This window comes from Burkholderia anthinoferrum, from assembly GCF_002925705.1.
Lineage (GTDB): Bacteria > Pseudomonadota > Gammaproteobacteria > Burkholderiales > Burkholderiaceae > Burkholderia > Burkholderia semiarida.
In genome coordinates this window covers 166883-191805 of record NZ_LFZP01000045.1, presented here as the reverse complement: position 1 = coordinate 191805, position 24923 = coordinate 166883, and the positions used below count along the sequence as shown (strand labels likewise).

Sequence of the window (24923 nt, the reverse complement as noted above, 5' to 3'; positions counted from 1 at the left end):
AACGGCGGAACACCGGGGTGTTCCGCCGTTTTTTGCAGGTGCGTGCCGGTGCGCGATCAGCGTTGCGCTTTCAGCAGACGCGCGGCATCGAGCGCGAAGTACGTGAGCACGCCGTCGGCGCCCGCGCGCTTGAACGCGAGCAGCGATTCGAGCACGACCTTGTCGTGGTCGAGCCACCCGTTCATCGCGGCCGCCTTCAGCATCGCGTACTCGCCGCTCACCTGGTACACGTAGGTCGGGAAGCGGAACTCGTCCTTCACGCGGCGCACGATGTCGAGATACGGCATGCCGGGCTTGACCATCACCATGTCGGCGCCTTCGTCGATGTCGAGGCGCACTTCGCGCAGCGCTTCGTCGCTGTTCGCCGGGTCCATCTGGTAGGTCATCTTGTTGCCCTTGCCCAGATTGGACGCCGAACCGACCGCGTCGCGGAACGGGCCGTAGAACGCCGACGCGAACTTCGCCGAATAGGCCATGATCCGCGTATGGATATGGCCGTCGCTTTCCAGCATCTCGCGGATCGCACCGATGCGGCCGTCCATCATGTCCGACGGCGCGACGATGTCGACGCCGGCTTCAGCCTGCGCGCGAGCCTGGTCGACCAGGATCTCGATCGTGTCGTCGTTGATCACGTAGGCGTTCTCGTCAAGCACACCGTCCTGGCCGTGGCTCGTGTACGGATCGAGCGCGACGTCGGTCAGCACGCCGAGTTCGGGGAAGTGCTTCTTCAGCTCGCGCACCGCGCGCGGGATCAGGCCTTCCGGATTGGCCGCCTCGCGGCCGTCCGGCGTCTTCAGCGACGGCTCGATGGCCGGGAACAGCGACAGCACGGGCACGCCGAGTTCGACGCATTGCTCGGCGACGTGCATCAGCAGATCGACCGACACGCGTTCGACGCCGGGCATCGACGGGACGGGCTGGCGTTCGTTGGTGCCTTCGACGACGAACACCGGGTAGATCAGGTCGTCGGTGGTCAGGCGGTTTTCGCGCATCAGACGGCGGGAGAAGTCGTCGCGGCGCATCCGGCGCGGACGATGAAGCGGATGGAAGCTCATGGCGATTTGGCAGAAATCAGGGCAAGAAGAACCTTACGGAACCCTTAGGTCATTTTCGAGATCGTTGGTATATGATAGCGATCGAGCGGCCCGCGTTGCGTGCAGCTCCCCGCTTCTCCTCCCTGAGCGGGTGCCTGTCGTTTTTCGATTAGGCTGTTTGACCCGCCGTTCAACGGCGGGTTTTTTTATGAGCCGGCCGAATCCGCAGGTGCCGTCAGGTGCGCACGGCCGATCCCAGCCGCGCGTTGCCCGCTCATTGTGCTACAGGCTCGCCTTTTTCGTCGGCGACGGACGGCCGCAGCCAGCTCTCGATCAGTTCATGAGCCTCGTCGAGCCCCGTGCGCTTCAGCGCCGAGAACAGCTGGACCGTCAGCTTGCCCTTCACGCCCTGGTCGCGATACGCGTCGAGCCCCTTTTGCGTGTTGCGCAGCGCGTTGATGCTTTCCTGGCGCGTCAATTTGTCGCACTTCGTCAGCAGCGTGTGGATCGGCTTGCCGGTCGGTGCGAACCACTCGATCATCCGGCGATCGAGCTCGGTGAGCGGGCGGCGCGAATCCATCATCAGGATCAGACCGCAGAGCTGCGAGCGCGTCGCGAGATAGGACGACAGCAGCATCTCCCAGTGCGCCTTCGCGGCGCCGGGCACTTCTGCATAGCCGTAGCCGGGCAGGTCGACGAGATTCGCGACGGGCTCGGCGGCCGGGCCGACGGAGAAGTAGTTGATATGCTGCGTGCGGCCGGGCGTCTTCGACGCGAAGGCCAGCCGCTTCTGGTTGCACAGCACGTTGATCGCCGTCGACTTGCCGGCATTCGAGCGGCCCGCGAACGCGATTTCCGGCTGGACCGTCGGCGGCAGGTCGCGCAGATGGTTGACGGTCGTGTAGAAGCGGGCTTGATGGAGCAGAAAGGCCATGGGAACCGGAAGGACGGGCGGCGCGAGCCGCTTGGTGGAGGCGGGGTAGCCCCGATAGGCGCGGGAGCTTTCAGCGCGATATTGTACAATACGGCGATTTTACCGAAGGCCACCGGGCGCCTGCCTCGCGCTTTTATGTGGCTTCTGCGGTAGACTGAACGCCGTCGTTTTTTGCAGAACCTCAAATTCCCACAAGACGAAACAGGGTGTGCGAATGAATCGACTGTGCAAGTCTCTGATGGTGCTTCAGGTTGCAGCAGGGTTCGTAGGTTTCGTAGCGGAGGCAAACGCGGCAGATGCGGCCAAACCGGATCTGGACCGCGGCAAGGCAATTGCCGGGCAGGTTTGCGCGTCGTGTCACGGCGCCGACGGCAACAGTGCGTCGGGCAGTTTCCCGAAGCTTGCCGGCCAGCATCCCGAATATCTGGTCAAGCAGTTGAACGACTTCAAGACGCAGCCGGGCGCGAAGGGGCCGGCGCGTAACAACGCGGTGATGGTCGGATTCGCGAGCGCGTTGAGCGCGGACGACATGCGCAATGTCGCCGCGTACTACGGGTCGCAGACGACGAAGCTCGGTACCGCGCGCGATGCGGCGACCGTGCCGATCGGCCAGAAGATCTATCGCGGCGGCATCGCGGAAAAGGGTGTCCCCGCCTGCGCGAGCTGCCACGGGCCGACGGGGCAGGGGATCCCGGTCCAGTACCCGCGTCTGTCGGGGCAATGGGCCGATTACACGGTCGCGCAGTTGACCGCGTTCCAGCAGGGTGCCGGCGCGCGCAACAACAACGAGGCGATGCATCAGATCGCGTCGCGGCTGTCGGATACCGAGATCAAGGCCGTCGCGGATTACATCGCGGGCCTGCGTTGAGCGGTCCGCCGCGAATGGAATGACCGGGCGCCCGAAGGGCGGCCGGAGTCAGAACAAGAAAAGGGTGGGGCGCCGCGTCGTTGCGGTGGCCTCGCCCTTCTTTTTTGTCGGCACTCGCCGGGCCGAGCCGGAATGGAAGGGCTGGCAGGCGATCGGGGCTGCGCCCCCGAAGCGAACATAGTAAGCGTGGGGGCCGTGTCCCCTTAGTCGGAGTTTGAATGAGCGTTACCACGTCGGGGTTGCAGTCGAAGTCGAGTCACGGTGCGTCGAAACGCGCGGTCGAGCTGCTGAGCTCGATGCGCTTCGCGATCGCGCTGCTGGTGGTGTTGTCGATTGCGAGCATCATCGGCACGGTCCTGACCCAGGACGATCCGTATCCGAACTACGTGAACCAGTTCGGGCCGTTCTGGGCGGACATCTTCCGCTCGCTCGGCCTGTACAACGTGTACAGCGCGTGGTGGTTCATGCTGATCCTGATCTTCCTCGTCGTGTCGATCTCGCTGTGCGTGATCCGCAACGCGCCGAAGATGCTCGCCGACGCGAAGAGCTGGAAGGACAAGGTCCGCGAAGGCAGTCTGCGCGCATTCCACCACAAGGCCGAGTACACGGCGTCCGGCACGCGCGCGAGCGTCGCCGCGACGCTCGCCACGTTCGTCGCGAAGGCCGGCTACAAGCACGTCGTGCGTGAAACCGACGGCGCGACGCTGATTTCCGCGAAGCGCGGCGCGATGACCAAGTGGGGCTACATCTCCGCGCACCTCGCGATCGTCGTGATCTGTATCGGCGGCCTGCTCGACAGCAACCTGCCGATCAAATTCCAGATGCTGATGTTCGGCAAGAGCCCGGTCAACACGAGCGCGACGATCAGCGAGATCTCGCCCGACCATCGGCTGTCCGCGTCGAACCCGACGTTCCGCGGCTATGCGTGGGTGCCGGAGGGCCAGTTCGTGTCGACCGCGATCCTGAACCAGCCGAGCGGCTCGCTGATCCAGGACCTGCCGTTCTCGATCCAGCTCGACAAGTTCATCGTCGATTACTACACGACGGGCATGCCGAAGCTGTTCGCGAGCGACATCGTCGTGATCGATCGCGAGACCGGCCGGAAGATCCCGGCGCGGGTCGAGGTCAACAAGCCGTTTACGTACAAGGGCGTGTCGATCTACCAGTCGAGCTTCCAGGATGGCGGCTCGCAGATGCAGATGACGGCCTATCCGATGACGGGCAGCCGTGCGGCGACCGTCCCCGTGAAGGGCACGATCGGCAGTTCGGCGCCGCTGCAGGTCCCGGGCGCCGACGGCGAGACGATCGAGTTCTCCGACTTCCGCGCGATCAACGTCGAGAACATGGCCGACGCGAACGGCAAGCCGGACGTACGCGGCGTCGCGACGACCAGCTCGCTGAAGGAAGTGTTCGACGAGCGGCTCGGCTCGGGCGCGAAGACGTCGAAGCCGACGCAGCTTCACAACATCGGCCCGTCGGTGCAGTACAAGATCCGCGGCAAGGACGGCCAGGCGCGCGAATTCAACAACTACATGCTGCCCGTCGACATGAACGGCGAGCGCGTGTTCCTCGCCGGCGTGCGCGCGAGCCCGAACGATCCGTTCCGCTACATGCGGATCCCGGCCGACAGCCAGGACTCGATCGGCGAATGGATGCGCCTGCGCGCCGCGCTCGAGGATCCGGCCGTGCGCACCGAAGCCGCCGCGCGCTTCGCGCAGCGTTCGCTGCCGGGCGATGCGTCGCTGCGCGGCCGTCTGCAGGACAGCGCATCGAAGGTGCTGACCCTTTTTGCGGCGAGCGACGACAGCGTCGGCCGCGGGGCGGACGGCCAGCCGGTCGGCGGCTTCCAGGCGGTGGCGACGTTCATCGACCGCTCGGTGCCGAAGGGCGAGCAGGAGAAGGCCGCGAGCCTGCTGCTGCGGATGCTCGAGGGCTCGATGTGGGAGGTGTGGCAGATCGCGCGCGAGCGCGCCGGCGAGCCGGCCGCGCAGCAGGGCACCGACACGATCCGCTTCGTGCAGAACGCGATCAACGCGCTATCCGACAGCTTCCTGTATGGATCGCCGGTCTATTTGCAGCTCGACTCGTTCAAGCAGGTGCAAGCTTCGGTATTTCAGTTGACGCGCGCGCCCGGCAAGAATCTGGTGTATCTTGGCAGCCTGCTGCTGGTCGCCGGCATCTTCTCGATGTTCTACGTACGCGAGCGGCGACTCTGGTTCTGGCTGAAGGACGCCGGTTCGGGCGTCGATGTGGTGATGGCAATGTCCACGGCCCGCAAGACCTTCGATTTCGAGAAAGAATTCGTCCAGACGCGCGACGCGGCCGGCGCCGCCTTGCGCGCCGCACCTCGCGACGCCGCGCCCGCCGGTGCGGCTTCGACGGCCCGCCCGCCTGCCGGCGGCGGTTCCGATTCCGAGAATTCCACCCGGTAAGATCATGGATCTCACGCAAGTTTCCTCTTCCCGTACGGCGTCGGCTCCGGCGTCGGCATCGTCGCCGCTGTTCGACGACCGTCCGTTCCTCGCGCGCCTGTCGCTGTTCGACTGGCTGTTCGCCCTGGCGCTGGTGGCGGGCGCGGGCTATGCGCTCGTGCACTACAACGCGCACATGGATTACTACGACAAGGCGGTGATGATCGGCACCGTGCCGGCGCTCGTCGCGCTCGGCTGGCGCTGGAAGCCCGCGCGGCTGATGATGGCGTCGATCGCCGTGCTGTCGCTGCTGTCGATCCAGATCTACCAGGGCGATCTCGCGCGCGCCGATTCGGCGTTCTTCCTCAAGTACTTCCTGTCGAGCCAGTCGGCGATCCTGTGGATGAGCGCGCTGTTCGTGCTCGCGACGATCTTCTACTGGATCGGCCTGCTCGCGCGCTCGGAAACGGGCGCCGCGATCGGCCAGAAGCTCACGTGGGTCGCGGTGCTGATGGGCTTCACGGGGCTGATGGTGCGCTGGTACGAGTCCTACCTGATCGGGGCGGACGTCGGGCATATCCCCGTTTCGAACCTGTATGAAGTGTTCGTCCTGTTCAGCCTGATCACCGCGCTGCTTTATCTGTATTACGAAGGCCACTACGGCACCCGTTCGCTCGGCGCGTTCGTGCTGCTGGTCATCAGCGCGGCGGTCGGCTTCCTGATGTGGTACTCGGTCGCGCGCGATGCGCAGCAGATCCAGCCGCTCGTGCCGGCCCTGCAAAGCTGGTGGATGAAGATCCACGTGCCGGCGAACTTCATCGGCTACGGCAGCTTCGCGCTGTCGGCGATGGTGTCGGTCGCGTACCTGATGAAGGAACGCGGCATCCTCGCCGATCGCCTGCCGACGCTGGAAGTGCTCGACGACGTGATGTACAAGTCGATCGCGGTCGGTTTCGCGTTTTTCACGATCGCGACGATTCTCGGCGCGCTGTGGGCGGCCGAAGCGTGGGGCGGCTACTGGAGCTGGGACCCGAAGGAAACCTGGGCGCTGATCGTGTGGCTGAACTACGCGGCGTGGCTGCACATGCGGCTGATGAAAGGCCTGCGCGGCGCGGTGGCCGCGTGGTGGGCGCTCACCGGCCTGCTGGTCACGACGTTCGCGTTCCTCGGCGTCAACATGTTCCTGTCTGGCCTGCACAGCTACGGCAAGCTGTAAGATTTTCGCCGTTCGTCCGACTATCAAACCGCCGGTGCACCGCGTGCCCGGCGGTTTTCTTTTGTAACGAGCGGGCGATCGAGGCGTCGAACGGCGCGCGACGGGCCGGGTCGAACGCTGATGAAGCATGCGCGCCGCGCATGCGGGAGGAACTGGACGATGTGGATCAAACGCCCTTTGCGTAACGTACTGACCGGCGCGGACATCGCGCCGAGCGAGATCACGCCGCGCGCGGTATTCGAGAACCGGCGGCGCGTATTGCAGGCGGCCGGATTCGCGGCCGCCGGCGGCCTGTTCGGCGCGAGCGGCGCGGCGCTTGCCGCGTATGCGTCCCCCGACGCGCGGGCGGCGAAGCTCGCGGCAAAAACGAACCCGAAATTCGTCGCGATCGACAAGGTCACGCCGTTCAAGGACATCACGTCCTACAACAACTTCTACGAATTCGGCACCGACAAGAGCGACCCGGCGCAGAACGCGGGCACGCTGCGGCCGCGTCCGTGGCGTGTGAGTGTCGAGGGCGAGGTGCAGCATCCGAAGGTATTCGATCTCGACGAGCTGTTGAAGCTCGCGCCGCTCGAGGAGCGCGTGTACCGGCTGCGCTGCGTCGAGGGCTGGTCGATGGTGATCCCGTGGATCGGCGTGCCGCTGTCCGAGCTGATCCGGCGCGTGCAGCCGACCGGCAACGCGAAATACGTGCAGTTCGTCACGCTGGCCGATCCGTCGCAGATGCCGGGCCTGTCGACGCCCGTGCTCGACTGGCCGTACTCGGAAGGGCTGCGCATGGACGAGGCGATGAATCCGCTGACGCTGCTGACGATGGGCGTCTACGGGCAGGTGTTGCCGAACCAGAACGGTGCGCCGGTGCGAATCGTCGTGCCGTGGAAATACGGGTTCAAGAGCGCGAAATCGCTCGTGAAGATCCGCTTCGTCGACAAGCAGCCGAAGACGAGCTGGAACACATACGCCGCGAACGAGTACGGCTTTTATTCGAACGTGAACCCGAACGTCGATCATCCGCGCTGGAGCCAGGCGACCGAGCGGCGCATCGGCGAGGACGGTTTCTTCACGCCGAAGCGCAAGACGCTGATGTTCAACGGCTACGGCGACCTGGTCGCATCGATGTATCAGGGCATGGACCTGAAGAAGAACTTCTGAGTGCGACGGTGAGAAACGACATGCCTCCTTCGACGCTCACGCCCGCGCGCGCGGCAAGCGCCGGGCCCGATGCACGCACGGCGCGGGCCGGCGCGGTCCGTCCCGCCGCGCCGCGCTGGCTCGCACCGGCCAAGGTGCTGGTGTTCGCGGCCGGCCTCTATCCGCTCGCGCGCCTCGTGCTGCTCGGGCTGACCGACCGGCTCGGCGCGAACCCGCTCGAGTTCATCACGCGCTCGACGGGCTTGTGGACGCTCGTCCTGTTGTGCATCACGCTTGCCGTCACGCCGCTGAGGCGCATGACGGGCTTCGCACCGCTGCTGCGCTTTCGCCGGATGATCGGGCTGTTCGCGTTCTTTTACGCGACGCTGCATTTCACGACCTACCTGTGGTTCGACAAGTGGTTCGACGTCGTCGCGATCCTCAAGGACGTCGGCAAGCGCCCGTTCATCACGGTCGGCTTCGCGGCGTTCGTGCTGCTGATTCCGCTCGCCGCGACGTCGCCGCGCGCGATGGTGCGCCGGCTCGGTCGCCATTGGGCGACGCTGCACAAAGCGATCTACGCGATCGCGCTGTTCGGCGTGCTGCATTTCTGGTGGATGCGTGCCGGCAAGCACGATCTCGCGCAGCCGAAACTCTACGCGGCGATCGTCGCCGTGCTGCTCGGCTGGCGGCTGGTTGCGTGGGGATGGCGGCGCGTGCGTGCGTGATGGTGCGGCCCGGAAAAACAAAAGGCGATGACCGGGAGGTCATCGCCTTGTTGCGAGCGCCGCGCGGGCGGCATCGCGTCGTTACTTCGTGGCGGCCGGGCCCGATGCCGGGGCTGGCATGGTCGATGCGCTGCTCGACAACTCGGGCGACAGCGTGAGCGGCGAGCCGGACGTATCGGGCGTCTCGTCGGACGACGCGTTTTCGTCGGTCGGTTTCACATCCGACGGCGGCGTGTTCTGCTGCTGGATCGGCTTGGGCATCGGAGGCACGGTGGGCAGATAGAGCGCGCCGCTTTGACCGCAGCCGGCAAGAATCGCCAAAGCCGCTACAATCGCGCTCATCCGGAAAACGACTCGCATGATCGTCCCTGAACAATTTAACCGATAGAGTTTAGCATGTCCGATACTGAATACCTGGCCCGTGCCGAGGCCGTGCTGGCGGCCGTCGAGCGTACCGTGGACGTCGCGAACGACGGCGATCACGACATCGATCTGGAGCGCAACGGCAGCGTGCTGACGCTGACGTTCGAGAACGGCTCGAAGATCATCGTCAACCTGCAGCCGCCGATGAAGGAAGTGTGGATCGCGGCGAAGGCGGGCGGATTCCACTACCGTTTCGTCGACGGCGCGTGGCGCGATACGCGCACGGGCACCGAGTTCTTCTCGGCGCTCACCGAATACGCGACCCAGCAGGCCGGCCTGCCGATCACGTTCAGCGCGTGACGGCCGGGGCGCTGCGCTCCGAACGTCGTACCAAAAGAAAAAGCGCCCGCGGGCGCTTTTTTCATGGCCGTGGCCGCGCGTCAGTGGCCGCGGAACAGGTTCATGATGTCCTGCTTTTCCTGTTCGTCGACGTGCGGCACCGCTTCGTCGACGTCCTGCGCGGCCGGCGCCTGCGGCACGCCGACCGTCGACACGAAGCCGTGACCGGGCGTGAACTCGGTGAAGTACAGTTCGCCGCCGAGCGACTCCACGCCTTCAGGCACCGTCGGCTTGAACTCCGGCACGCCCTTCAGCGCCGCACCCATGTAGTCGATCCAGACCGGCAGCGACAGGCCGCCGCCGGTTTCGCGATCGCCGAGGCTACGCGGATTGTCGTAGCCGATCCATGCGATCGCGGCGAGCGTGTGCTGGTAGCCGGCGAACCACGCGTCGTGCGAGTCGTTCGTCGTGCCGGTCTTGCCCGCGAGATCGGTGCGCTTCAGCACGTTGGTCCGCGCGCCCGTGCCGCGCTGCGCGACGCTCTGCAGCAGGCTGTTCATCACGTAGGCGTTGCGCGCATCGATCGCGCGCGGCGCATTCTGCTCGGCGACGAGCGGCTGCGCACGCGCGACGATCGCGCCGTTCGGATCGGTGACTTCGGCGATCAGGTACGGATTGACGCGGTAGCCGCCGTTCGCGAAGACCGAGTACGCGCCGGCCATCTGCAGCGGCGTGACCTGGCCGGCGCCGAGCGCCATCGGCAGGTAGGCCGGATGGCGCTCGGCGTCGAAGCCGAAGCGCGTGATGTATTGCTGCGCGTATTTCGTGCCGATGTGGTTCAGGATCCGGATCGACACGAGGTTGCGCGAGCGCTGCAGCGCGGTGCGCATCGACATCGGGCCCTCGAAGCCGCCGCCGTAGTTCTTCGGCTCCCACGGCTGGCCGCCCGTTTCCGCGGCGCTGAAATACAGCGGGCCGTCGTTGATCACGGTGGCCGGCCCGAGGCCCTTGTCGAGCGACGCCGAGTAGATGAACGGCTTGAACGACGAACCGGGCTGCCGCCACGCCTGCGTGACGTGGTTGAACTTGTTCTTGTTGTAGTCGAAGCCGCCGACGAGCGAGCGGATCGCCCCGTCCTGCGGGACGATCGACAGGAACGCGCCTTCGACCTGCGGCAACTGCGTGATCGACCACTTGCCGGCATCGCTCTTCACCACGCGGACGATCGCGCCGGGGCGGATGCGGCGGTTCGGCTGCGCGTTGGCGGACAGCGCGCTCGACGCGAAGCGCAGGTTGTCGCCGTCGATCGTCGCATTGCTGCCGTCGATGAACGCGACCGTGATCTGGCGCGGGCTCGCGGCCGTCACGACCGCGGCGATCAGCTCGCCGTTGTCGGGGTGCTCGAGCAGCGCGTCGTCGATCGCCTGTTCACGATCGTCGGCACCGGCCGGCAGCTCGATGAAGCCCTCCGGCCCGCGATAGCCGTGGCGGCGCTCGTAATCCATGATGCCCTTGCGCAGCGCGGTGTATGCGACCTGCTGGTCCGCGGAATCGATCGTCGTGACGACGTTGAAGCCGCGCGTGTAGGTTTCCTCGCGATACTGCGCGTACATCATCTGTCTGACCATTTCGGCGACGTACTCGGCGTGCACGCTGAAATCGCGGCCCGGCCCCTTGACGACGAGCGGCTGCGCGGAGGCTTCGTCGTACTGCTCTCGCGTGATGAAGTTCAGCTCAAGCATCCGCTGGAGGATGTATTCCTGGCGCACCTTCGCGCGCTTCGGGTTGACGACCGGGTTGTACGCGGACGGCGCCTTCGGCAGCCCCGCGAGCATCGCGGCTTCCGCGAGCGTGATGTCCTTCAGGTCCTTGCCGAAATAGACCCGCGCCGCGCTCGCGAAGCCGTACGCGCGCTGGCCGAGATAGATCTGATTCATGTAGACCTCGAGAATCTGATCCTTCGTCAGCGCGCGCTCGATCCGGTACGCGAGCAGCATCTCGTAGATCTTGCGCGTGTAGGTCTTCTCGCTCGACAGGAAGAAGTTGCGCGCGACCTGCATCGTGATCGTGCTCGCGCCCTGCGACGCGTGGCCGTTCGTCAGCGCGACGAAGCCGGCGCGGATGATGCCGGTGAGGTCGACGCCGCCGTGATCGTAGAAGCGCGCGTCCTCGATCGCGAGGATCGCCTTCTTCAGCGAGTCGGGCACGTCCTTGAAATGGACGACGTCGCGGCGCTCCTCGCCGAATTCGCCGATCAGCACGTGATCGGACGTATAGATGCGCAGCGGCACCTTCGGGCGGTAGTCGGTCAGCGCGTCGAGCGACGGCATGTTCGGCCAGGCCACGACGAGCGCGTAGCCGAGCACGAGGCCGCCGGCCACGACGAGGGCCACGCACATCGCGGCGAAGCCGAGCAGGACTTTGAGCCACCAGGGCCGCTTCTTCGGCTCCGAAGCGGGAGGCGGGGACGTAGGAGTCGTGGATTGCATAGGCATACCGGAAAACAGTCCCGCGATTATAGCTGCCCGGTAAGACCGGCCCTGACGCGGGGGCCGCCCGTCGAAAAGCCGCGGATCGGCGTGCCGTCAGCATAGTCCGTGCACGGCCGCCGCGAACCGATTCTGGCCGTTTGGCCGACTGTCGGCCGCGCGCGCCGCTTTGCAGAATCAGGTCTCGGAAACGCGGCGTGGGCCGCGACGATCTCGGGAGGCTGGGATGGCAGGACGATGGGTGGCGCGGTTTGTACAGGGCAGGCACCGGTCGACGGGAATCGACGTCGGCGCGCACGAGGTGAGGGTCGCCGTGGTCAGCGGGCGCGGCAGGGGCACGGAGGTGTGCGTCGAGGGGCTCGAGCGGGAACCGGTCGGGCTGGCGGATGGGCCGGAAGACGCGCGCTGGGCAGCGGTCGCGCGATCGCTGGCGGCGGCCGTGTCGCGGCTGTCGGCGTCCGATGTGCGGTGCGACGCGCGCGGCGTGATGGCGCTGCACGATGACGAGATGCGCACCGCGACGCTCGATCTGGCCGGGCGCGGCGACATCGCGGACGCCGCGCGGCAGGCCGCCGAACGCCTCTCGGGGCTGGCGCCGGACAGTCTCGCGTTCGACTGGCGGCACTACGGCGGCGTGCGGTCCGGCGAGATCGCGGTGGCGGTGGCGCCGCTGGCGCTGCTCGAGCGGCGGATCGACGTGGCCGCGCAGGCCGGTATCGACCTGACGGTGATCGACGGCGAGTCGGCCGCCGTGCTGCGTGCGTTGCGCTATGCCGCGCAGTTCGAACCCGATGCGCAGCGCGCCTATGCCGTGCTGTGGTTCTGCGACGCAGGCGTGCGCGGCTGGCGGATCGAGGGCCCGTCGGCCATCCCGGTGCTGACGCTGTCCGGCACGTTGCCGGAAGCGCTTCCCGACGCGTTGCGCCGGCGCGCGCTCGGGGCCGTCCATTGCGTACTCGTCGCCGGGGACGAGCGATGTATCGCCCGCTTCGATACGTCCGTCGCAGAGATTGGCGATGTGCTCGGCACGGCTGTGGTTCCGTTCGACTGCACGGGTTGGGACGGGCAGCCGTGCGTGCGCGCCGGCGTGCGGGGCGGCCCGGCGTTTGCCGTCGCGTTCGGGCTGGCGTTGCGCGGGGTGTGGGAATGATGGCCGGTCACGTGGCGGCAAACGAGGGCGCGGGGGGTGCGGCCGGGCAGGCGGTACAGGCGGTACTCGGCGACTTCAATCTGCTGCCGTACCGCGAGCGGTTGGCGCAGGCGTTGCGGCGCCGCCGGGCCGCGCAGTTCAGTGTGGCGATGCTGCTCGGCGTGCTCGGCGCCGGGCTGTGGACGGGCGCTGCCGTCCTGTCGCGGTGGCGCGTGGACGCCGAGCGCGCCGGCGTGGAGGCGCGGCTGCGGCAGTTGCAGCCACAGGTGGCTGCCGCGACGCGCGCCGCCCATGCCGCCGTCGCCGTCGCGCGGCGCGACGCGCAGGCGGCGGCGCTGGCCGCGCCCTACCGGCGCGTGGCGGGGTTGCTGGCGACCCTGAAGCAGGTGCGCGCCGATCATGTCCGGCTCGACGCGCTGCGCATGACGTCGACCGGCGCCGTGCTCGATGCGCGCGCCGCGAGTTACCGGGCGGCTGCGCGGTGGCTCGCCGCGATGGCGCGCGAGCAGCGCGACTGGCGGATCGATATAGACACGTTGAAGCCGGCGTCGGATGGGCCGGCTTCGACGGCCGGGATGCCTTTTCGGTTCTCCGTGCAGTTGCGCTGGCACGACGCGACGTCGTCGCGGAAGGTATCGAGAGGTGGCGCATGACGGCGCTCGTGCATCGGCCGGTACCGCTCGAAGGCGCCGCGCCGGGCCGCGTGTCGCGCATGTCGCCGGCGGCCGTGCATGCCGCCGGTTGCGTGCTGGCATTCGCGGTCGTGCTGGCAGGCGGCATTCATCTGGTAAATGCGGCCGACTGGAGCGGGCTTGCCCATAGTCGCGCGTTGCTTGCCGCGGCGCAGGCGCGTGCGGCCGACGCGCAACGCATGCTTGCATCCGCCGCACAACGGCGCGACGGGCATCATGCGTCGACGCGCGACGATCGCTTGCCGCCGGTGCCGGAGTGGGCCGCGCTGATGCTGGAACTGGCCGATCTGGCCGCGTCCAGCGGGCTGCACGGCGTGTCGATCGAACCTCAGCGCGCCGATGGCGCGGCACCGGACGGCAGGCGCACCGTACATATCGCCGCGGATGGCGGTTTCAGTGCGCTGCTGCATCTGGTTGGCGGGCTGGCGCGCTTTCCGGTGCTGGCCGTTCCGTCGGCGCTGCGTATCGAGCGTGGCGTGTCGGCGGAGCGGGTGGACATGTCCATCGACGTGTTTCCGGCGCTGCCTGCGATATCGGCCGCGGAGGGCAACACGCCGGTTCACGCCGTTGCGCCCGGCGCCGATCCGTTCGGCGAGGCTGGCCTGGCCGAGGCGGCGGGGCACGCCGCGCGCCTTGCCGGCACGATTCGCGATGCGCGTGCCGGTCTCGCGTTGTTCGACGACGGCGACGGCACGTTCACGACCGTTGCACCGGGCGAGGTGTTGGGGGCCGCGCGCGTGGTGCGCGTCGAGCGCGCGGCCGTGATGCTCGCGACGGTGGACGGATCGCAGCGTCTCGTCCTGGACGACGGAGGCCGGCCGTGACGAAGTACCGTTGTGGGGCGCTTGCCATCTGGGCCGGCATGATGGCGGCCGGCGCAAGCGCGTCGTTGCCGCCGCTGCCGGCGGTGTGGCCTGCCGGATCCATGGATGTGCCGGTGCCGCGCTTGCCGCCGCAGGTGGCTGACGGCATGGACAGCGCGGTCGCGCAGGACGCCGGCCCGCCGCCGTTGGAACAGGCGGCGCGTGCGGCGCTGCAGACGGAAACCGCTGCACCGGGCCCCGCGCTGGAGGGACCGCCGATCCCGCTGGCGCCGCCGGCCCGGATGAGCGACGCCGCGGCCCGGCAACCGGGCGATGCGGACGACGCACGGCGGATCTCGCTGAATCTGCAGGGCGTCGGGCTCGCGGCTGCGTTCGACGCGATCGCGCGGTTCACGGGGCTCAACATCGTCGTCGGCGAGCAGGTGCGGGGCACGGTGACGTTACGTCTGAACAATGTCGGCTGGCGCGACGCATTCGATACGCTGCTCGACACGCACGGGCTCGCGATGTCCCGGCGCGGCAACGTGATCTGGGTCACCCCGGCAGCCGAGCTGGCTGCGCGCGAACGCGAGCGCTTCGACATGCACGCGCGGGCCGCCGATCTGGAGCCGCTCGCGAGCCGTACGTTCGTGCTGCACTATCCGCGCGCGCAGGACGTGCAACGGCTGCTGGCCGGCGCGACCGGCCAACGCCTGCTGTCGAAGCGCGGCGCCGCGGCGGCCGATCCGCGCACGAACCTGCTGTTCGTGACCGATCTCGCGCCGCGCATCGCGCAGATCGCCGGCCTGATCGACGCGATCGACCGACCGTCGCGGCAGGTCCGGATCGAGGCCCGCATCGTCGAAGGCGAGCACGGTTTCTCGCGCAGCCTCGGCGCGCGTGTCGCGCTGCGTGCGCAGGGGCGGCCGTCGCCGGCCGACGGCATGCCCTTCACGGCGGACACGCGCAACGCGCTCGATCTCGCCGCGCGGCCGCTCGGCGGCTTCGACGCGGCCACCGCCGGCTTCACGCTGTTCGCCGCGCCGCTCAGCCGCGTACTCGACATCGAGCTGAGCGCGCTGGAGGCGCAGGGCCGGGGCCAGATCGTTTCGCGTCCGCGGGTGGTGACGGCCGACCGCGTCAAGGCCATCGTCGAGCAGGGTTCCGAGCTCCCGTACCAGGCGAAGGTCGGTAATGGCATGAGCGGCGTGCAGTTCCGCCGCGCGACGCTCAAGCTGGAGGTCGAGCCGCAGATCACGCCGGATGGGCGCGTGGTGCTCGATCTCGACGTGACGAAGGACAGCGTCGGGGAGCCGACCGCGGCGGGCCCCGCGATCCATACGAAGCACGTGCAGACGCGCGTGGAGGTCGAGAACGGCGGGACGGTCGCGATCGGCGGCATCTACGAGCAACTGAACCGGAACGATGTGACGCGGGTGCCGCTCTTGGGCAAAATACCGCTTCTGGGCGCGCTTTTCCGGCACCGCGCGCAGCGCGACCAGCGCCACGAACTGGTCGTCTTCATCACGCCGACCGTCGTCGACGCGCGTTGCGGCGCACCCGGCGCGGGCGGCGCGGATGCCGAGGAAACGGGGCCGGAAGCCGCCGGCGCAGGCTCGACAAGGCAGCCGCTTTGCCAGTAAGCTGCGCCACACACCAGCAAGATTGAAGCAGAGGAAGCCGTTGCAAGCGCGGGACCCACATGCAAACGTATTTTTCGTCGGCCTTATGGGAGCGGGTAAGACCACCGTGGGCCGTGCGGTCGCGCGTCGTCTCGACAGGACGTTCTTCGACTCCGACCACGAAATCGAGGCCCGTACGGGCGCGCGCATTCCGGTGATCTTCGAGCTGGAGGGCGAGGCCGGGTTTCGTGATCGTGAAACGCAGGTGATCGCCGATCTCACGCAGCGCGAGAACATCGTGCTCGCCACGGGCGGCGGCGCGGTGCTGCGCCCGGAAAATCGCGACAGCCTGAAAAGCCACGGCATCGTCGTCTACCTGCGCGCCAATCCGCACGATCTGTGGCTGCGCACGCGCAAGGACAAGAACCGCCCGCTGTTGCAGACGGAAGATCCGAAGGGGCGTCTCGAAGCGCTGTATGAAGTGCGCGACCCGCTGTACCGCGAATGCGCGGATTTCGTCATCGAGACCGGCCGCCCGTCGGTCAACGGCCTCGTCAACATGGTGCTGATGCAACTCGAACTGGCCGGCGTCATCGCCAAGCCGCTACAAGCATGATTACAGTCAACGTCGATCTGGGCGACCGCGCCTATCCGATTCATATTGGCGCCGGCCTGATCGGCCGCACCGAGTTGTTCGCGCCCCACATCAACGGCTCGTCCGTCACGATCGTCACGAACACGACGGTCGATCCGCTCTACGGCGACGCGCTGCGCGTGGCGCTCGCGCCGCTCGGCAAGCGCGTGTCGACGGTCGTGCTGCCGGACGGAGAGGCGTACAAGAACTGGGAAACGCTGAACCTGATCTTCGACGGCCTGCTGACGGATCACGCCGATCGCAGGACGACGCTCGTCGCGCTCGGCGGCGGCGTGGTCGGCGACATGACGGGCTTTGCGGCCGCGTGCTACATGCGCGGCGTGCCGTTCATCCAGGTGCCGACGACGCTGCTGTCGCAGGTCGATTCGTCGGTCGGCGGCAAGACGGGCATCAACCATCCGCTCGGCAAGAACATGATCGGCGCGTTCTACCAGCCGCAGGCCGTGATCGCGGACATCGGCGCGCTGACGACGCTGCCCGATCGCGAACTGGCGGCCGGCGTCGCCGAAGTCATCAAGACGGGCGCGATCGCCGATGCCGAGTTCTTCGACTGGATCGAGGCGAACGTCGATGCGCTGAACCGTCGCGAACCCGCGGCGCTCGCGCATGCGGTGAAGCGTTCATGCGAGATCAAGGCGAGCGTCGTCGCGGCCGACGAGCGCGAAGGCGGCCTGCGCGCGATCCTGAACTTCGGCCACACGTTCGGCCATGCGATCGAGGCCGGGCTCGGCTACGGCGAATGGCTGCACGGCGAGGCGGTCGGCTGCGGGATGGTGATGGCGGGCGACCTGTCGGTGCGGCTCGGCCTCCTCGACGAAGCGTCGCGGCAACGCCTCGATGCGGTGATCGCGGCCGCGCACCTGCCGACCCGCGGGCCCGCGCTCGGCGACGCGCGCTACATGGACCTGATGCGCGTCGACAAGAAGGCCGAGGCCGGCGCGATCAAGTTCATCCTGCTGAAGCGATTCGGCGATACGTTGATCACGCAGGCGCCGGACGAAGCGGTATTCGCTACACTGGCGCAGACGACCGGCTAACGGCGCCCGGATTCGCCGGCGCCGCCGACATGGAGGAGACGTGAGCGAGACATCCAGCAGCACACTGCCCGAAGCCAGCCGCGCATCCGCCGCGCCGGTGGCCGAGCCGCCGACGCTCGCGGCGCTGGAAGCCCATCTCGCTCCGTATGCCGCGCACGCGTCGCAGTCGCGCGGCCGCCGCCATCCGGAACCGCCGCCGGCGGCGCGCACCGAGTTCCAGCGCGATCGCGACCGCATCGTCCATTCGACCGCGTTTCGCCGGCTCGAATACAAGACCCAGGTCTTCGTCAATCACGAAGGCGACCTGTTCCGCACCCGCCTCACGCACAGCCTCGAAGTCGCGCAGATCGCGCGCTCGGTCGCACGCAACCTGCGACTGAACGAGGATCTCGTCGAAGCGATCTCGCTCGCGCACGATCTCGGCCATACGCCGTTCGGCCATGCCGGGCAGGACGCGCTGAATGCGTGCATGCGCGAGCACGGCGGCTTCGAGCACAACCTGCAGAGCCTCGCCGTGGTCGACGAGCTCGAGGAGCACTACGGCGCGTTCAACGGGCTGAACCTGTGCTTCGAGACGCGCGAAGGTATCCTGAAGCACTGCTCGCGCGAGAATGCGCGCAAGCTCGGCGCGCTCGGCGAGCGCTTCCTGCAGGGCCGCCAGCCGTCGCTCGAGGCGCAGCTCGCGAACATCGCCGACGAAATCGCCTACAACAACCACGACGTCGACGACGGCCTGCGCTCGGGCCTGATTACGATCGAGCAGCTCGCGGAAGTCGAGCTGTGGCAGCGCCACTACGAAGCGGCGCTCGCCGAATTCCCGCACCTCGAAGGCCGCCGTCTCGTGCACGAGACGGTGCGCCGCATCATCAACACGCTGATTGTCGACCTGATCGACGAGACCACGCGCAATCTCGCCCGCGTCGCGCCCGCGTCGCTCGACGACGTGCGCGCCGCGCCGCCGCTCGTGTCGCATAGCCCCGAGGTCGCCGCGCAGGCGGCCGCCCTCAAGCGCTTCCTGTTCAAGAACCTGTATCGCCACTACAAGGTGATGCGCATGGCGAGCAAGGCGCAACGCGTCGTCACGGGGCTGTTCGACGCGTTCATCGACGATCCGCGCCTGCTGCCGCCGCCGTATCAGTCCGACGACGCGGCGCAGCAGCCGCGTCTCGTCGCGCACTACATCGCCGGCATGACCGACCGCTTCGCGCTGAAGGAATATCAGCGGCTGTTCGTCGTCAACGACAACTGACTGTCATAAACGATCACTAGACTTCGCCGGTTCAATGGCGACGGGAATGTTGCACACGCTGTTGGTAACGTTTTCATAGGAGAGGTCGATGAAGAAGAAGCCTGCGGGGACACTGGTTCGTTCGATCGCGCTCGGCGGCGCGCTGCTGTTCGGCGCGCAGCACGTCGCGCTCGCCGCGACGGAAATCCAGTTCTGGCATGCGATGGAGGCCGCGCTCGGCGAGCGGGTCAACGCGATCGCCGACCAGTTCAACGCGTCGCAAAGCGATTACAAGATCGTGCCGGTCTTCAAGGGCACTTACGACCAGGCGCTCGCGGCCGGCATCGCGGCCTATCGCAGCGGCAACGCGCCGGCGATCCTCCAGGTCTATGAAGTCGGTACGGCGACGATGATGCAGGCGAAGAAGGCGGTCGTGCCGGTTTACGACGTGTTCAAGCAGGCCGGCGTGACGCTCGACGAAAAGGCGTTCGTGCCGACCATCGCGAGCTACTACAGCGACGCGAAGACGGGCCACCTCGTCTCGATGCCGTTCAACAGCTCGACGCCGGTGCTGTACTACAACAAGGACGCGTTCAAGAAGGCCGGCCTCGATCCGAACCAGCCGCCGAAGACGTGGGCCGACGTGAAGGCCGACGCCGAGAAACTGCGCAAGTCGGGGATGGCGTGCGGCTTCACGACCGGCTGGCAGGGCTGGATCCAGCTCGAGAACTACAGCGCGTGGCACGGGCTGCCGTTCGCGAGCCGCAACAACGGCTTCGACGGCACCGACGCCGTGCTCGAGTTCAACAAGCCGCAGCAGATCGAACATATCTCCTTCCTGCAGCAGATGGCGAAGGACGGCACGTTCACGTACGCGGGCCGCAAGGACGAAGCGTCGGCGAAGTTCTACAGCGGCGACTGCGGGATCCTGACGACGTCGTCGGGCGCGCTCGCGAACGTGCAGAAGTTCGCGAAGTTCAGCTACGGCACGGGGATGATGCCGTACGACGCGAACGTGAAGGGCGCACCGCAGAACGCGATCATCGGCGGCGCAAGCCTGTGGGTGCTGGCCGGCAAGGATCCGGCGACCTACAAGGGCGTGGCCAAATTCCTCGCGTACCTGGCTTCGCCGCCCGTCGCCGCGAAGTGGCACCAGGACACGGGCTACCTGCCGGTCACGACCGCCGCATACGACCTGACGCGCCAGCAGGGCTTCTACGCGAAGAACCCGAGCGCCGAAACCGCGATCAAGCAGATGCTGAACAAGCCGCCGCTGCCGTACACGAAGGGATTGCGGCTGGGCAACATGCCGCAGATCCGCACGATCGTCGACGAGGAGTTCGAACAGGTCTGGGCGCAGAAGAAGTCGCCGAAGGACGCGCTCGATTCGGCCGCGTCGCGCGGCGACGAACTGCTGCGCCGCTTCGAGAAGTCGGGCGGCTGAGCACGCATCGCGTCGTGCCGCCGGCGGCGCCGCGCGTGAGCGTGTGCCGTCCGGCGGCGCGGTTTCCCTTCCGTTTCGCCTGACCGGACACCCGCGATGCAATCCCGTTCCCGTTTCGGTACGAGCCCGGTGCCGTACCTGCTGATCGCGCCGCAGCTCGCGATCACCGCCGTATTTTTCCTGTGGCCCGCCGGCGTCGCGTTGTGGCAATCCACGCAGACGCAGGACGCGTTCGGCACGTCGAGCGAATTCGTCGGCCTCGCGAACTTCACGCACCTGTTCGCCGATCCGCTGTATCTCGATTCGTTCCGCACGACGCTCGTGTTCAGTTCGCTCGTCACGGTGAGCGGTCTCGTCGTGTCGCTGCTGCTGGCCGCCTGCGCCGATCGCGTGATCCGCGGCGCGCGCGCGTACCGCACGCTGCTGATCTGGCCGTACGCGGTCGCGCCGACGATCGCGGCCGTGCTGTGGGCGTTCCTGTTCAACCCGAGCATCGGCCTGATCACCTATGCGCTCGCGAAGGGCGGCATCGTCTGGAACCACGCGCTGAACGGAGAGCAGGCGATGTTCCTCGTCGTGCTGGCGTCGGTGTGGAAGCAGGTGAGCTACAACTTCCTGTTCTTCTACGCGGGCCTGCAGGCGATCCCGCGCTCGCTGATCGAGGCGGCGGCGATCGACGGCGCGGGGCCGGTGCGGCGCTTCTTCAACATCGTGCTGCCGCTGCTGTCGCCGACGAGCTTCTTCCTGCTGGTCGTGAACCTCGTCTACGCGTTCTTCGACACGTTCCCTGTGATCGACGCGGCCACCGGCGGCGGCCCGGCGCAGAGCACCAAGACGCTGATCTACAAGATCTTCGCGGAGGGCTTCCAGGGGCTCGACATCGGCAGCTCGGGCGCGCAGTCGGTCGTGCTGATGATCATCGTCGTCGCGCTCACGGTGATCCAGTTCCGCTTCGTCGAACGCAGGGTGCAATACGCATGATCGAAAATCGCAAGGGATTCGACCTGTTCTGCCACGCGGTGCTGATCGCCGGCGTCGTGCTGATCGTGTTCCCTGTCTACGTCGCGTTCTGCGCGGCGACGATGAACGCGCAGGAAGTGTTCACGGTGCCGCTGTCGCTCGTGCCGAGCACGCACCTGTTCGAGAACGTCGCGTACATCTGGGGGCACGGCAGCGGCGGCACGACGGCGCCGTTCGGCCGCCTCCTCGTGAACAGCTTCGCGATGGCGCTCGGGATCGCGGTCGGCAAGATCGCGGTGTCGATCCTGTCCGCGTACGCGATCGTCTATTTCCGCTTTCCGTTTCGCAACACGGCGTTCTGGCTGATCTTCGTCACGCTGATGCTGCCGGTGGAAGTGCGGATCTTCCCGACCGTGCAGGTCGTGTCGACGCTGCACCTGACGAACACCTATGCGGGGCTCACGCTGCCGCTGATCGCGTCGGCGACCGCGACGTTCCTGTTCCGCCAGTTCTTCATGACGCTGCCCGACGAGCTGATGGATGCCGCGCGCATCGACGGCGCGGGGCCGCTGCGCTTTTTCTGGGATGTCGTGCTGCCGCTATCGAAGACGAGTATCGCGGCGCTGTTCGTGATCACGTTCATCTACGGCTGGAACCAGTATCTGTGGCCGATCCTGATCACGACGGAAGCGTCGCTGTCGACGGCCGTGGTGGGCATCAAGACGATGATCGCGAGCGGCGACGCCGCGACCGAATGGCAATACGTGATGGCGGCGACGCTGCTGGCGATGGTTCCGCCGCTCGTCGTCGTGCTGGCGATGCAGCGCTGGTTCGTGCGCGGCCTCGTCGATTCCGAGAAATGAACGACCGACGGTAACCGGGAGAAGGACCAGGTATGGCTGCGCTGAGCTTGAAGGGCGTCAGGAAATCCTACGACGGCAAGCAGCACGTGCTGCACGGCATCGACGTGGAGATCGCCGACGGCGAATTCATCGTGCTGGTCGGCCCGTCGGGCTGCGGCAAGTCGACGTTGCTGCGGATGATCGCGGGGCTCGAGAGCGTGACCGACGGCGAGATCGCGATCGGCGACCGGGTCGTCAACGCGCTGGAGCCGAAGGACCGCGACATCGCGATGGTGTTCCAGAACTATGCGCTGTACCCGCACATGACGGTCGCGCAGAACATGGGCTACGGGCTGAAGATTCGCGGGATCGAGCGCGCGACGATCGATTCGCGGGTGGCCGCGGCCGCGAAGATCCTCGAGCTCGAGCCGCTGCTCGCGCGGCGGCCGCGCGAACTGTCGGGCGGCCAGCGGCAGCGCGTCGCGATGGGGCGCGCGATCGTGCGCGAGCCGTCGGTATTCCTGTTCGACGAGCCGTTGTCGAACCTCGACGCGAAGCTGCGCGTGCAGATGCGGCTCGAGATCCAGCGGCTGCACGCGCGGCTCGCGACGACGAGCGTGTACGTGACGCACGACCAGATCGAGGCGATGACGCTCGCGCAGCGCGTGATCGTGATGAACCGCGGCTACGCGGAGCAGATCGGCGCGCCGGTCGACGTGTACGAGAAGCCGGCGACGGTGTTCGTCGCGGGGTTCATCGGCTCGCCCGCGATGAACCTGCTGCATGGCCGGCTGTCGGAAGACGGCGCGACCTTCACCGTCGCGGGCGGCGGTCCGGCTTTGCCGGTCGCCGGCGCGCCCGGCATCGGCAGCGAGATCGCCACCGGGCGCGACTGGGTGCTCGGCGTGCGTCCCGAACACATGACGCCGCAGCCGGGCGCGGCGCACGCGACGCTGCCGGTCGATTCGTGCGAACTGCTCGGCGCGGACAATCTCGCACACGGCCGCTGGGGCGATCACGACGTCGCGGTGCGCCTGCCGCACGCGGACCGCCCCGCGCGCGGCACGGCGCTGGCGGCCGCGCTGCCCGCGCACCGGCTGCATTTCTTCGATCCCGAGACCGGCAGGCGCGCCGGCTGAAACCGTTCGACCGACGGGAGACCGACGATGACGATCCGTACCGACTGGCCCTATCCGCGCGTCGTCGCCCATCGCGGCGGCGGCACGCTCGCGCCGGAGAACACGCTGGCCGCGCTCGACGAGGGCGCGCGGCGCGGTCACCGGATGGTCGAGTTCGACGCGAAGCTGTCGGCCGACGACGTGACCTTCCTGCTGCACGACGACACGGTCGACCGGACGTCGAACGGCCATGGCGCGGCGGCAGGCATGCGTTATGCGGCGCTGGCCGCGCTCGACGCGGGCGCGTGGCGCGATGCGCGCTTCGCGGGGGAGCGGATGCCGACGCTCGAGGCGGCGGCGGCGCGCTGCATCGCGCACGGGCTGGCCGCGAACGTCGAGATCAAGCCGTGCCCGGGGCGCGAGCGCGAAACCGGGCAACGCGTGGCGGCCGACGCGGCCGCATACTGGCGCGATGCCGCCGTGGCGCCGCTGCTGTCGTCGTTCTCGTTCGACGCGCTGCGACAGGCACGCGCGAGCGCGCCCACGCTGCCGCGCGGGATGCTCTACGAAGTCGTGCCGGACGACTGGCGCGCGCAGGTGATCGACGCGCTCGACTGCGTATCGTTGCACGCAGACCACACCCGGCTCGACGAACCGCTCGTTCGCGCGATCAAGCGCGCCGGATTGCGCATCCTGGTTTACACGGTGAACGACCTCGAACGGGCGCGCGAGCTCGCGCGCTGGGGCATCGATGCCGTCTGCACGGACCGTATCGACCTGATCGCGCCCGATGCGCTGGACGACATCGACATCGTCTGACCGCCACGGCGGCGGCGGCGTCCGGTGAAACCCTTGCCCGAAACGTGCCCGACGCGAAAAAACGACGCCCCGGCGGGATGCCCGCCGGGGCGTTTTGCATCGTGGAGACGTTACGCCAGGAAAATTCCGCTACAAATTGCAGCAGGATTAACCATTCCCCAAATATTCGACTACGCTTAGAAGCGATAGCCGACGTTCAGGTACGTGACGATCGGGTTCAGCGAGATGTGGGCCTTCGACGTTTCCGTCAGCGTGCCGACCGGCGTGCGGCGGGCCGTCGTGAAGGTCGCGGTCACGCTGACCGGGATGTACGAGAGCGACAGGCCGGCGAACCAGTGTTTCGTGAAGTTGTACGTGAAGCCGGCGTTGAAGACGGGCGCCCACTGGTTGCTGGTCGTCGCGCTGGTCGGGCCGCCGAGCACGCCGTTCTCGAAGCTGCCGTTCGTGATCTTCGCGCCGGTGAACCAGACGTACGTCGCGCCGATGCCGACATACGGACGGAACTTCGCGTTGGCGTCGTTGAAGTGGTAGCGAAGCAGTACGGCGGGGCTCCACTGGTACGCACGGCCGAGCACGCCGAATCTTTCGAACTGACCCTTGCCGGTGATGTCGAACTTCGGCGGTATCCCCATGACGAGCTCGGTGGAGATATGGTCGGTGACGAAGTAGCCAGCCGCGAGCCCGAGCGTATCGGCGTCGTTGATGCCGGCGCCGGTGTTGGGAATCGACTGGTTGATGGGCGTGCCGCCTACGCCATAGACGAACAGCGGGTCGCTGCTGTCCTGCGGCGAAAGGTGCAGCCAGCCGGTGCTGACGTAGAAATCGCCTGCGGATTGTGCGTGTGCCGGACCGCCCGCTAACGTGAATGCGAGCGCTGCGGCCCCCGTAATGGCCAGTTTTCGTTTCATTGTGTCTCCTCCGATCAAAGGCGTGCTCATTATGACGACTGCGTTTAAAACCAAACAAGCTCGTAAGTTAGAGTTTTCACCCTAGGATTCGCACGACCGTACGCTTCTGCGCCCTGACAGGACAGGCAT

Annotated in this window: 23 protein-coding genes; 18 read left to right on the top strand and 5 right to left on the bottom strand. The window is 67.3% G+C overall.

What is annotated here, in order from left to right; genetic code table 11:
- Positions 1 to 56: 56 nt before the first annotated feature.
- A complete protein-coding gene (gene hemB, locus C5F75_RS17405) occupies positions 57 to 1055 on the bottom strand; it encodes a porphobilinogen synthase (protein ID WP_059640228.1) in 999 nt (332 codons plus the stop codon).
- Between the two features lie 253 nt (positions 1056 to 1308).
- Entirely contained in the window at positions 1309 to 1968 is a 660-nt protein-coding gene (gene yihA / locus C5F75_RS17400) for a ribosome biogenesis GTP-binding protein YihA/YsxC (protein ID WP_059640226.1), read from the bottom strand.
- A gap of 214 nt (positions 1969 to 2182) precedes the next feature.
- On the opposite strand from yihA, the gene C5F75_RS17395 reads away from it, so the two are divergent.
- The 5 genes from C5F75_RS17395 (at position 2183) to msrQ (ending at position 8325) form a co-directional block, all read left to right on the top strand.
- Positions 2183 to 2836, top strand: coding sequence for a c-type cytochrome (locus C5F75_RS17395; protein WP_059640224.1), 654 nt, complete (start codon positions 2183 to 2185; stop codon positions 2834 to 2836).
- Positions 2837 to 3054: 218 nt separating this feature from the next.
- Positions 3055 to 5268, top strand: coding sequence for a cytochrome c biogenesis protein ResB (locus C5F75_RS17390; protein WP_059577348.1), 2214 nt, complete (start codon positions 3055 to 3057; stop codon positions 5266 to 5268).
- 4 nt (positions 5269 to 5272) lie between these two features.
- Positions 5273 to 6463, top strand: coding sequence for a c-type cytochrome biogenesis protein CcsB (ccsB, locus tag C5F75_RS17385; RefSeq protein WP_059577345.1), 1191 nt, complete (start codon positions 5273 to 5275; stop codon positions 6461 to 6463).
- Between the two features lie 159 nt (positions 6464 to 6622).
- On the top strand, positions 6623 to 7618 hold the full coding sequence (msrP, locus tag C5F75_RS17380; RefSeq protein WP_059577410.1) for a protein-methionine-sulfoxide reductase catalytic subunit MsrP: 996 nt from the start codon (positions 6623 to 6625) through the stop codon (positions 7616 to 7618).
- A 20-nt stretch (positions 7619 to 7638) separates the two neighbouring features.
- Positions 7639 to 8325, top strand: a complete 687-nt coding sequence (gene msrQ / locus C5F75_RS17375; RefSeq protein ID WP_099315994.1) for a protein-methionine-sulfoxide reductase heme-binding subunit MsrQ — start codon at positions 7639 to 7641, stop codon at positions 8323 to 8325.
- Between the two features lie 81 nt (positions 8326 to 8406).
- Here the strand turns inward: msrQ and lptM are convergent, their stop codons facing one another.
- On the bottom strand, positions 8407 to 8685 hold the full coding sequence (lptM, locus tag C5F75_RS17370; RefSeq protein WP_081066463.1) for an LPS translocon maturation chaperone LptM: 279 nt from the start codon (positions 8683 to 8685) through the stop codon (positions 8407 to 8409).
- Between the two features lie 36 nt (positions 8686 to 8721).
- Between lptM and cyaY the strand changes: the two genes are divergently transcribed.
- On the top strand, positions 8722 to 9048 hold the full coding sequence (cyaY, locus tag C5F75_RS17365; protein WP_059577339.1) for an iron donor protein CyaY: 327 nt from the start codon (positions 8722 to 8724) through the stop codon (positions 9046 to 9048).
- An 80-nt stretch (positions 9049 to 9128) separates the two neighbouring features.
- On the opposite strand, the gene C5F75_RS17360 is transcribed toward cyaY, so the two are convergent.
- On the bottom strand, positions 9129 to 11516 hold the full coding sequence (locus C5F75_RS17360) for a penicillin-binding protein 1A (RefSeq protein ID WP_104012487.1): 2388 nt from the start codon (positions 11514 to 11516) through the stop codon (positions 9129 to 9131).
- Between the two features lie 226 nt (positions 11517 to 11742).
- Between C5F75_RS17360 and C5F75_RS17355 the strand changes: the two genes are divergently transcribed.
- From C5F75_RS17355 to ugpQ, 12 genes are all read left to right on the top strand, one after another.
- A complete protein-coding gene (locus tag C5F75_RS17355; RefSeq protein ID WP_059577333.1) occupies positions 11743 to 12666 on the top strand; it encodes a type IV pilus biogenesis protein PilM in 924 nt (307 codons plus the stop codon).
- Positions 12666 to 13319, top strand: a complete 654-nt coding sequence (locus tag C5F75_RS17350) for a fimbrial protein (protein ID WP_104012486.1) — start codon at positions 12666 to 12668, stop codon at positions 13317 to 13319. Before C5F75_RS17355 ends, C5F75_RS17350 begins: the two co-directional genes overlap by 1 nt.
- The gene (locus C5F75_RS17345) at positions 13316 to 14182 is read left to right on the top strand and encodes a pilus assembly protein (protein ID WP_104012485.1); all 867 of its coding nucleotides are present in this window, start codon (positions 13316 to 13318) and stop codon (positions 14180 to 14182) included. The genes C5F75_RS17350 and C5F75_RS17345 overlap by 4 nt, the downstream gene beginning before the upstream one ends.
- Positions 14179 to 15804, top strand: coding sequence for a type IV pilus secretin PilQ (gene pilQ / locus C5F75_RS17340; protein WP_104012484.1), 1626 nt, complete (start codon positions 14179 to 14181; stop codon positions 15802 to 15804). Before C5F75_RS17345 ends, pilQ begins: the two co-directional genes overlap by 4 nt.
- 40 nt (positions 15805 to 15844) lie before the next feature.
- Positions 15845 to 16399, top strand: a complete 555-nt coding sequence (aroK, locus tag C5F75_RS17335) for a shikimate kinase AroK (protein WP_059577324.1) — start codon at positions 15845 to 15847, stop codon at positions 16397 to 16399.
- Positions 16396 to 17475 carry a 3-dehydroquinate synthase gene (gene aroB, locus C5F75_RS17330; RefSeq protein WP_104012483.1) on the top strand — a complete coding sequence of 360 codons (1080 nt, stop codon included), beginning with the start codon at positions 16396 to 16398 and terminating at the stop codon, positions 17473 to 17475. Before aroK ends, aroB begins: the two co-directional genes overlap by 4 nt.
- Before the next feature lie 40 nt (positions 17476 to 17515).
- Entirely contained in the window at positions 17516 to 18724 is a 1209-nt protein-coding gene (locus C5F75_RS17325; protein ID WP_059577319.1) for a deoxyguanosinetriphosphate triphosphohydrolase, read from the top strand.
- 88 nt (positions 18725 to 18812) lie between these two features.
- Positions 18813 to 20147, top strand: a complete 1335-nt coding sequence (gene ugpB / locus C5F75_RS17320; protein ID WP_099316001.1) for a sn-glycerol-3-phosphate ABC transporter substrate-binding protein UgpB — start codon at positions 18813 to 18815, stop codon at positions 20145 to 20147.
- A 96-nt stretch (positions 20148 to 20243) separates the two neighbouring features.
- Entirely contained in the window at positions 20244 to 21128 is an 885-nt protein-coding gene (gene ugpA, locus C5F75_RS17315) for a sn-glycerol-3-phosphate ABC transporter permease UgpA (protein WP_060315525.1), read from the top strand.
- The gene (gene ugpE, locus C5F75_RS17310) at positions 21125 to 21970 is read left to right on the top strand and encodes a sn-glycerol-3-phosphate ABC transporter permease UgpE (protein ID WP_059577311.1); all 846 of its coding nucleotides are present in this window, start codon (positions 21125 to 21127) and stop codon (positions 21968 to 21970) included. The genes ugpA and ugpE overlap by 4 nt, the downstream gene beginning before the upstream one ends.
- A 32-nt stretch (positions 21971 to 22002) precedes the next feature.
- Positions 22003 to 23088, top strand: coding sequence for a sn-glycerol-3-phosphate import ATP-binding protein UgpC (locus tag C5F75_RS17305; RefSeq protein WP_059640200.1), 1086 nt, complete (start codon positions 22003 to 22005; stop codon positions 23086 to 23088).
- Positions 23089 to 23115: 27 nt separating this feature from the next.
- The gene (gene ugpQ / locus C5F75_RS17300; protein ID WP_104012482.1) at positions 23116 to 23886 is read left to right on the top strand and encodes a glycerophosphodiester phosphodiesterase; all 771 of its coding nucleotides are present in this window, start codon (positions 23116 to 23118) and stop codon (positions 23884 to 23886) included.
- Positions 23887 to 24062: 176 nt separating this feature from the next.
- On the opposite strand, the gene C5F75_RS17295 is transcribed toward ugpQ, so the two are convergent.
- Positions 24063 to 24794, bottom strand: coding sequence for an OmpW/AlkL family protein (locus tag C5F75_RS17295; protein WP_059577302.1), 732 nt, complete (start codon positions 24792 to 24794; stop codon positions 24063 to 24065).
- Positions 24795 to 24923: the final 129 nt, after the last annotated feature.

Bases quoted from the DNA above. Each gene is read 5' to 3' on its own strand.
- hemB (WP_059640228.1), bottom strand. From the start codon at position 1,055: ATGAGCTTCCATCCGCTTCATCGTCCGCGCCGGATGCGCCGCGACGAC.
- yihA (WP_059640226.1), bottom strand. From the start codon at position 1,968: ATGGCCTTTCTGCTCCATCAAGCCCGCTTCTACACGACCGTCAACCAT.
- C5F75_RS17395 (WP_059640224.1), top strand. From the start codon at position 2,183: ATGAATCGACTGTGCAAGTCTCTGATGGTGCTTCAGGTTGCAGCAGGG.
- C5F75_RS17390 (WP_059577348.1), top strand. From the start codon at position 3,055: ATGAGCGTTACCACGTCGGGGTTGCAGTCGAAGTCGAGTCACGGTGCG.
- ccsB (WP_059577345.1), top strand. From the start codon at position 5,273: ATGGATCTCACGCAAGTTTCCTCTTCCCGTACGGCGTCGGCTCCGGCG.
- msrP (WP_059577410.1), top strand. From the start codon at position 6,623: ATGTGGATCAAACGCCCTTTGCGTAACGTACTGACCGGCGCGGACATC.
- msrQ (WP_099315994.1), top strand. From the start codon at position 7,639: ATGCCTCCTTCGACGCTCACGCCCGCGCGCGCGGCAAGCGCCGGGCCC.
- lptM (WP_081066463.1), bottom strand. From the start codon at position 8,685: ATGCGAGTCGTTTTCCGGATGAGCGCGATTGTAGCGGCTTTGGCGATT.
- cyaY (WP_059577339.1), top strand. From the start codon at position 8,722: ATGTCCGATACTGAATACCTGGCCCGTGCCGAGGCCGTGCTGGCGGCC.
- C5F75_RS17360 (WP_104012487.1), bottom strand. From the start codon at position 11,516: ATGCAATCCACGACTCCTACGTCCCCGCCTCCCGCTTCGGAGCCGAAG.
- C5F75_RS17355 (WP_059577333.1), top strand. From the start codon at position 11,743: ATGGCAGGACGATGGGTGGCGCGGTTTGTACAGGGCAGGCACCGGTCG.
- C5F75_RS17350 (WP_104012486.1), top strand. From the start codon at position 12,666: ATGGCCGGTCACGTGGCGGCAAACGAGGGCGCGGGGGGTGCGGCCGGG.
- C5F75_RS17345 (WP_104012485.1), top strand. From the start codon at position 13,316: ATGACGGCGCTCGTGCATCGGCCGGTACCGCTCGAAGGCGCCGCGCCG.
- aroB (WP_104012483.1), top strand. From the start codon at position 16,396: ATGATTACAGTCAACGTCGATCTGGGCGACCGCGCCTATCCGATTCAT.
- ugpB (WP_099316001.1), top strand. From the start codon at position 18,813: ATGAAGAAGAAGCCTGCGGGGACACTGGTTCGTTCGATCGCGCTCGGC.
- ugpA (WP_060315525.1), top strand. From the start codon at position 20,244: ATGCAATCCCGTTCCCGTTTCGGTACGAGCCCGGTGCCGTACCTGCTG.
- ugpE (WP_059577311.1), top strand. From the start codon at position 21,125: ATGATCGAAAATCGCAAGGGATTCGACCTGTTCTGCCACGCGGTGCTG.
- C5F75_RS17305 (WP_059640200.1), top strand. From the start codon at position 22,003: ATGGCTGCGCTGAGCTTGAAGGGCGTCAGGAAATCCTACGACGGCAAG.
- ugpQ (WP_104012482.1), top strand. From the start codon at position 23,116: ATGACGATCCGTACCGACTGGCCCTATCCGCGCGTCGTCGCCCATCGC.
- C5F75_RS17295 (WP_059577302.1), bottom strand. From the start codon at position 24,794: ATGAAACGAAAACTGGCCATTACGGGGGCCGCAGCGCTCGCATTCACG.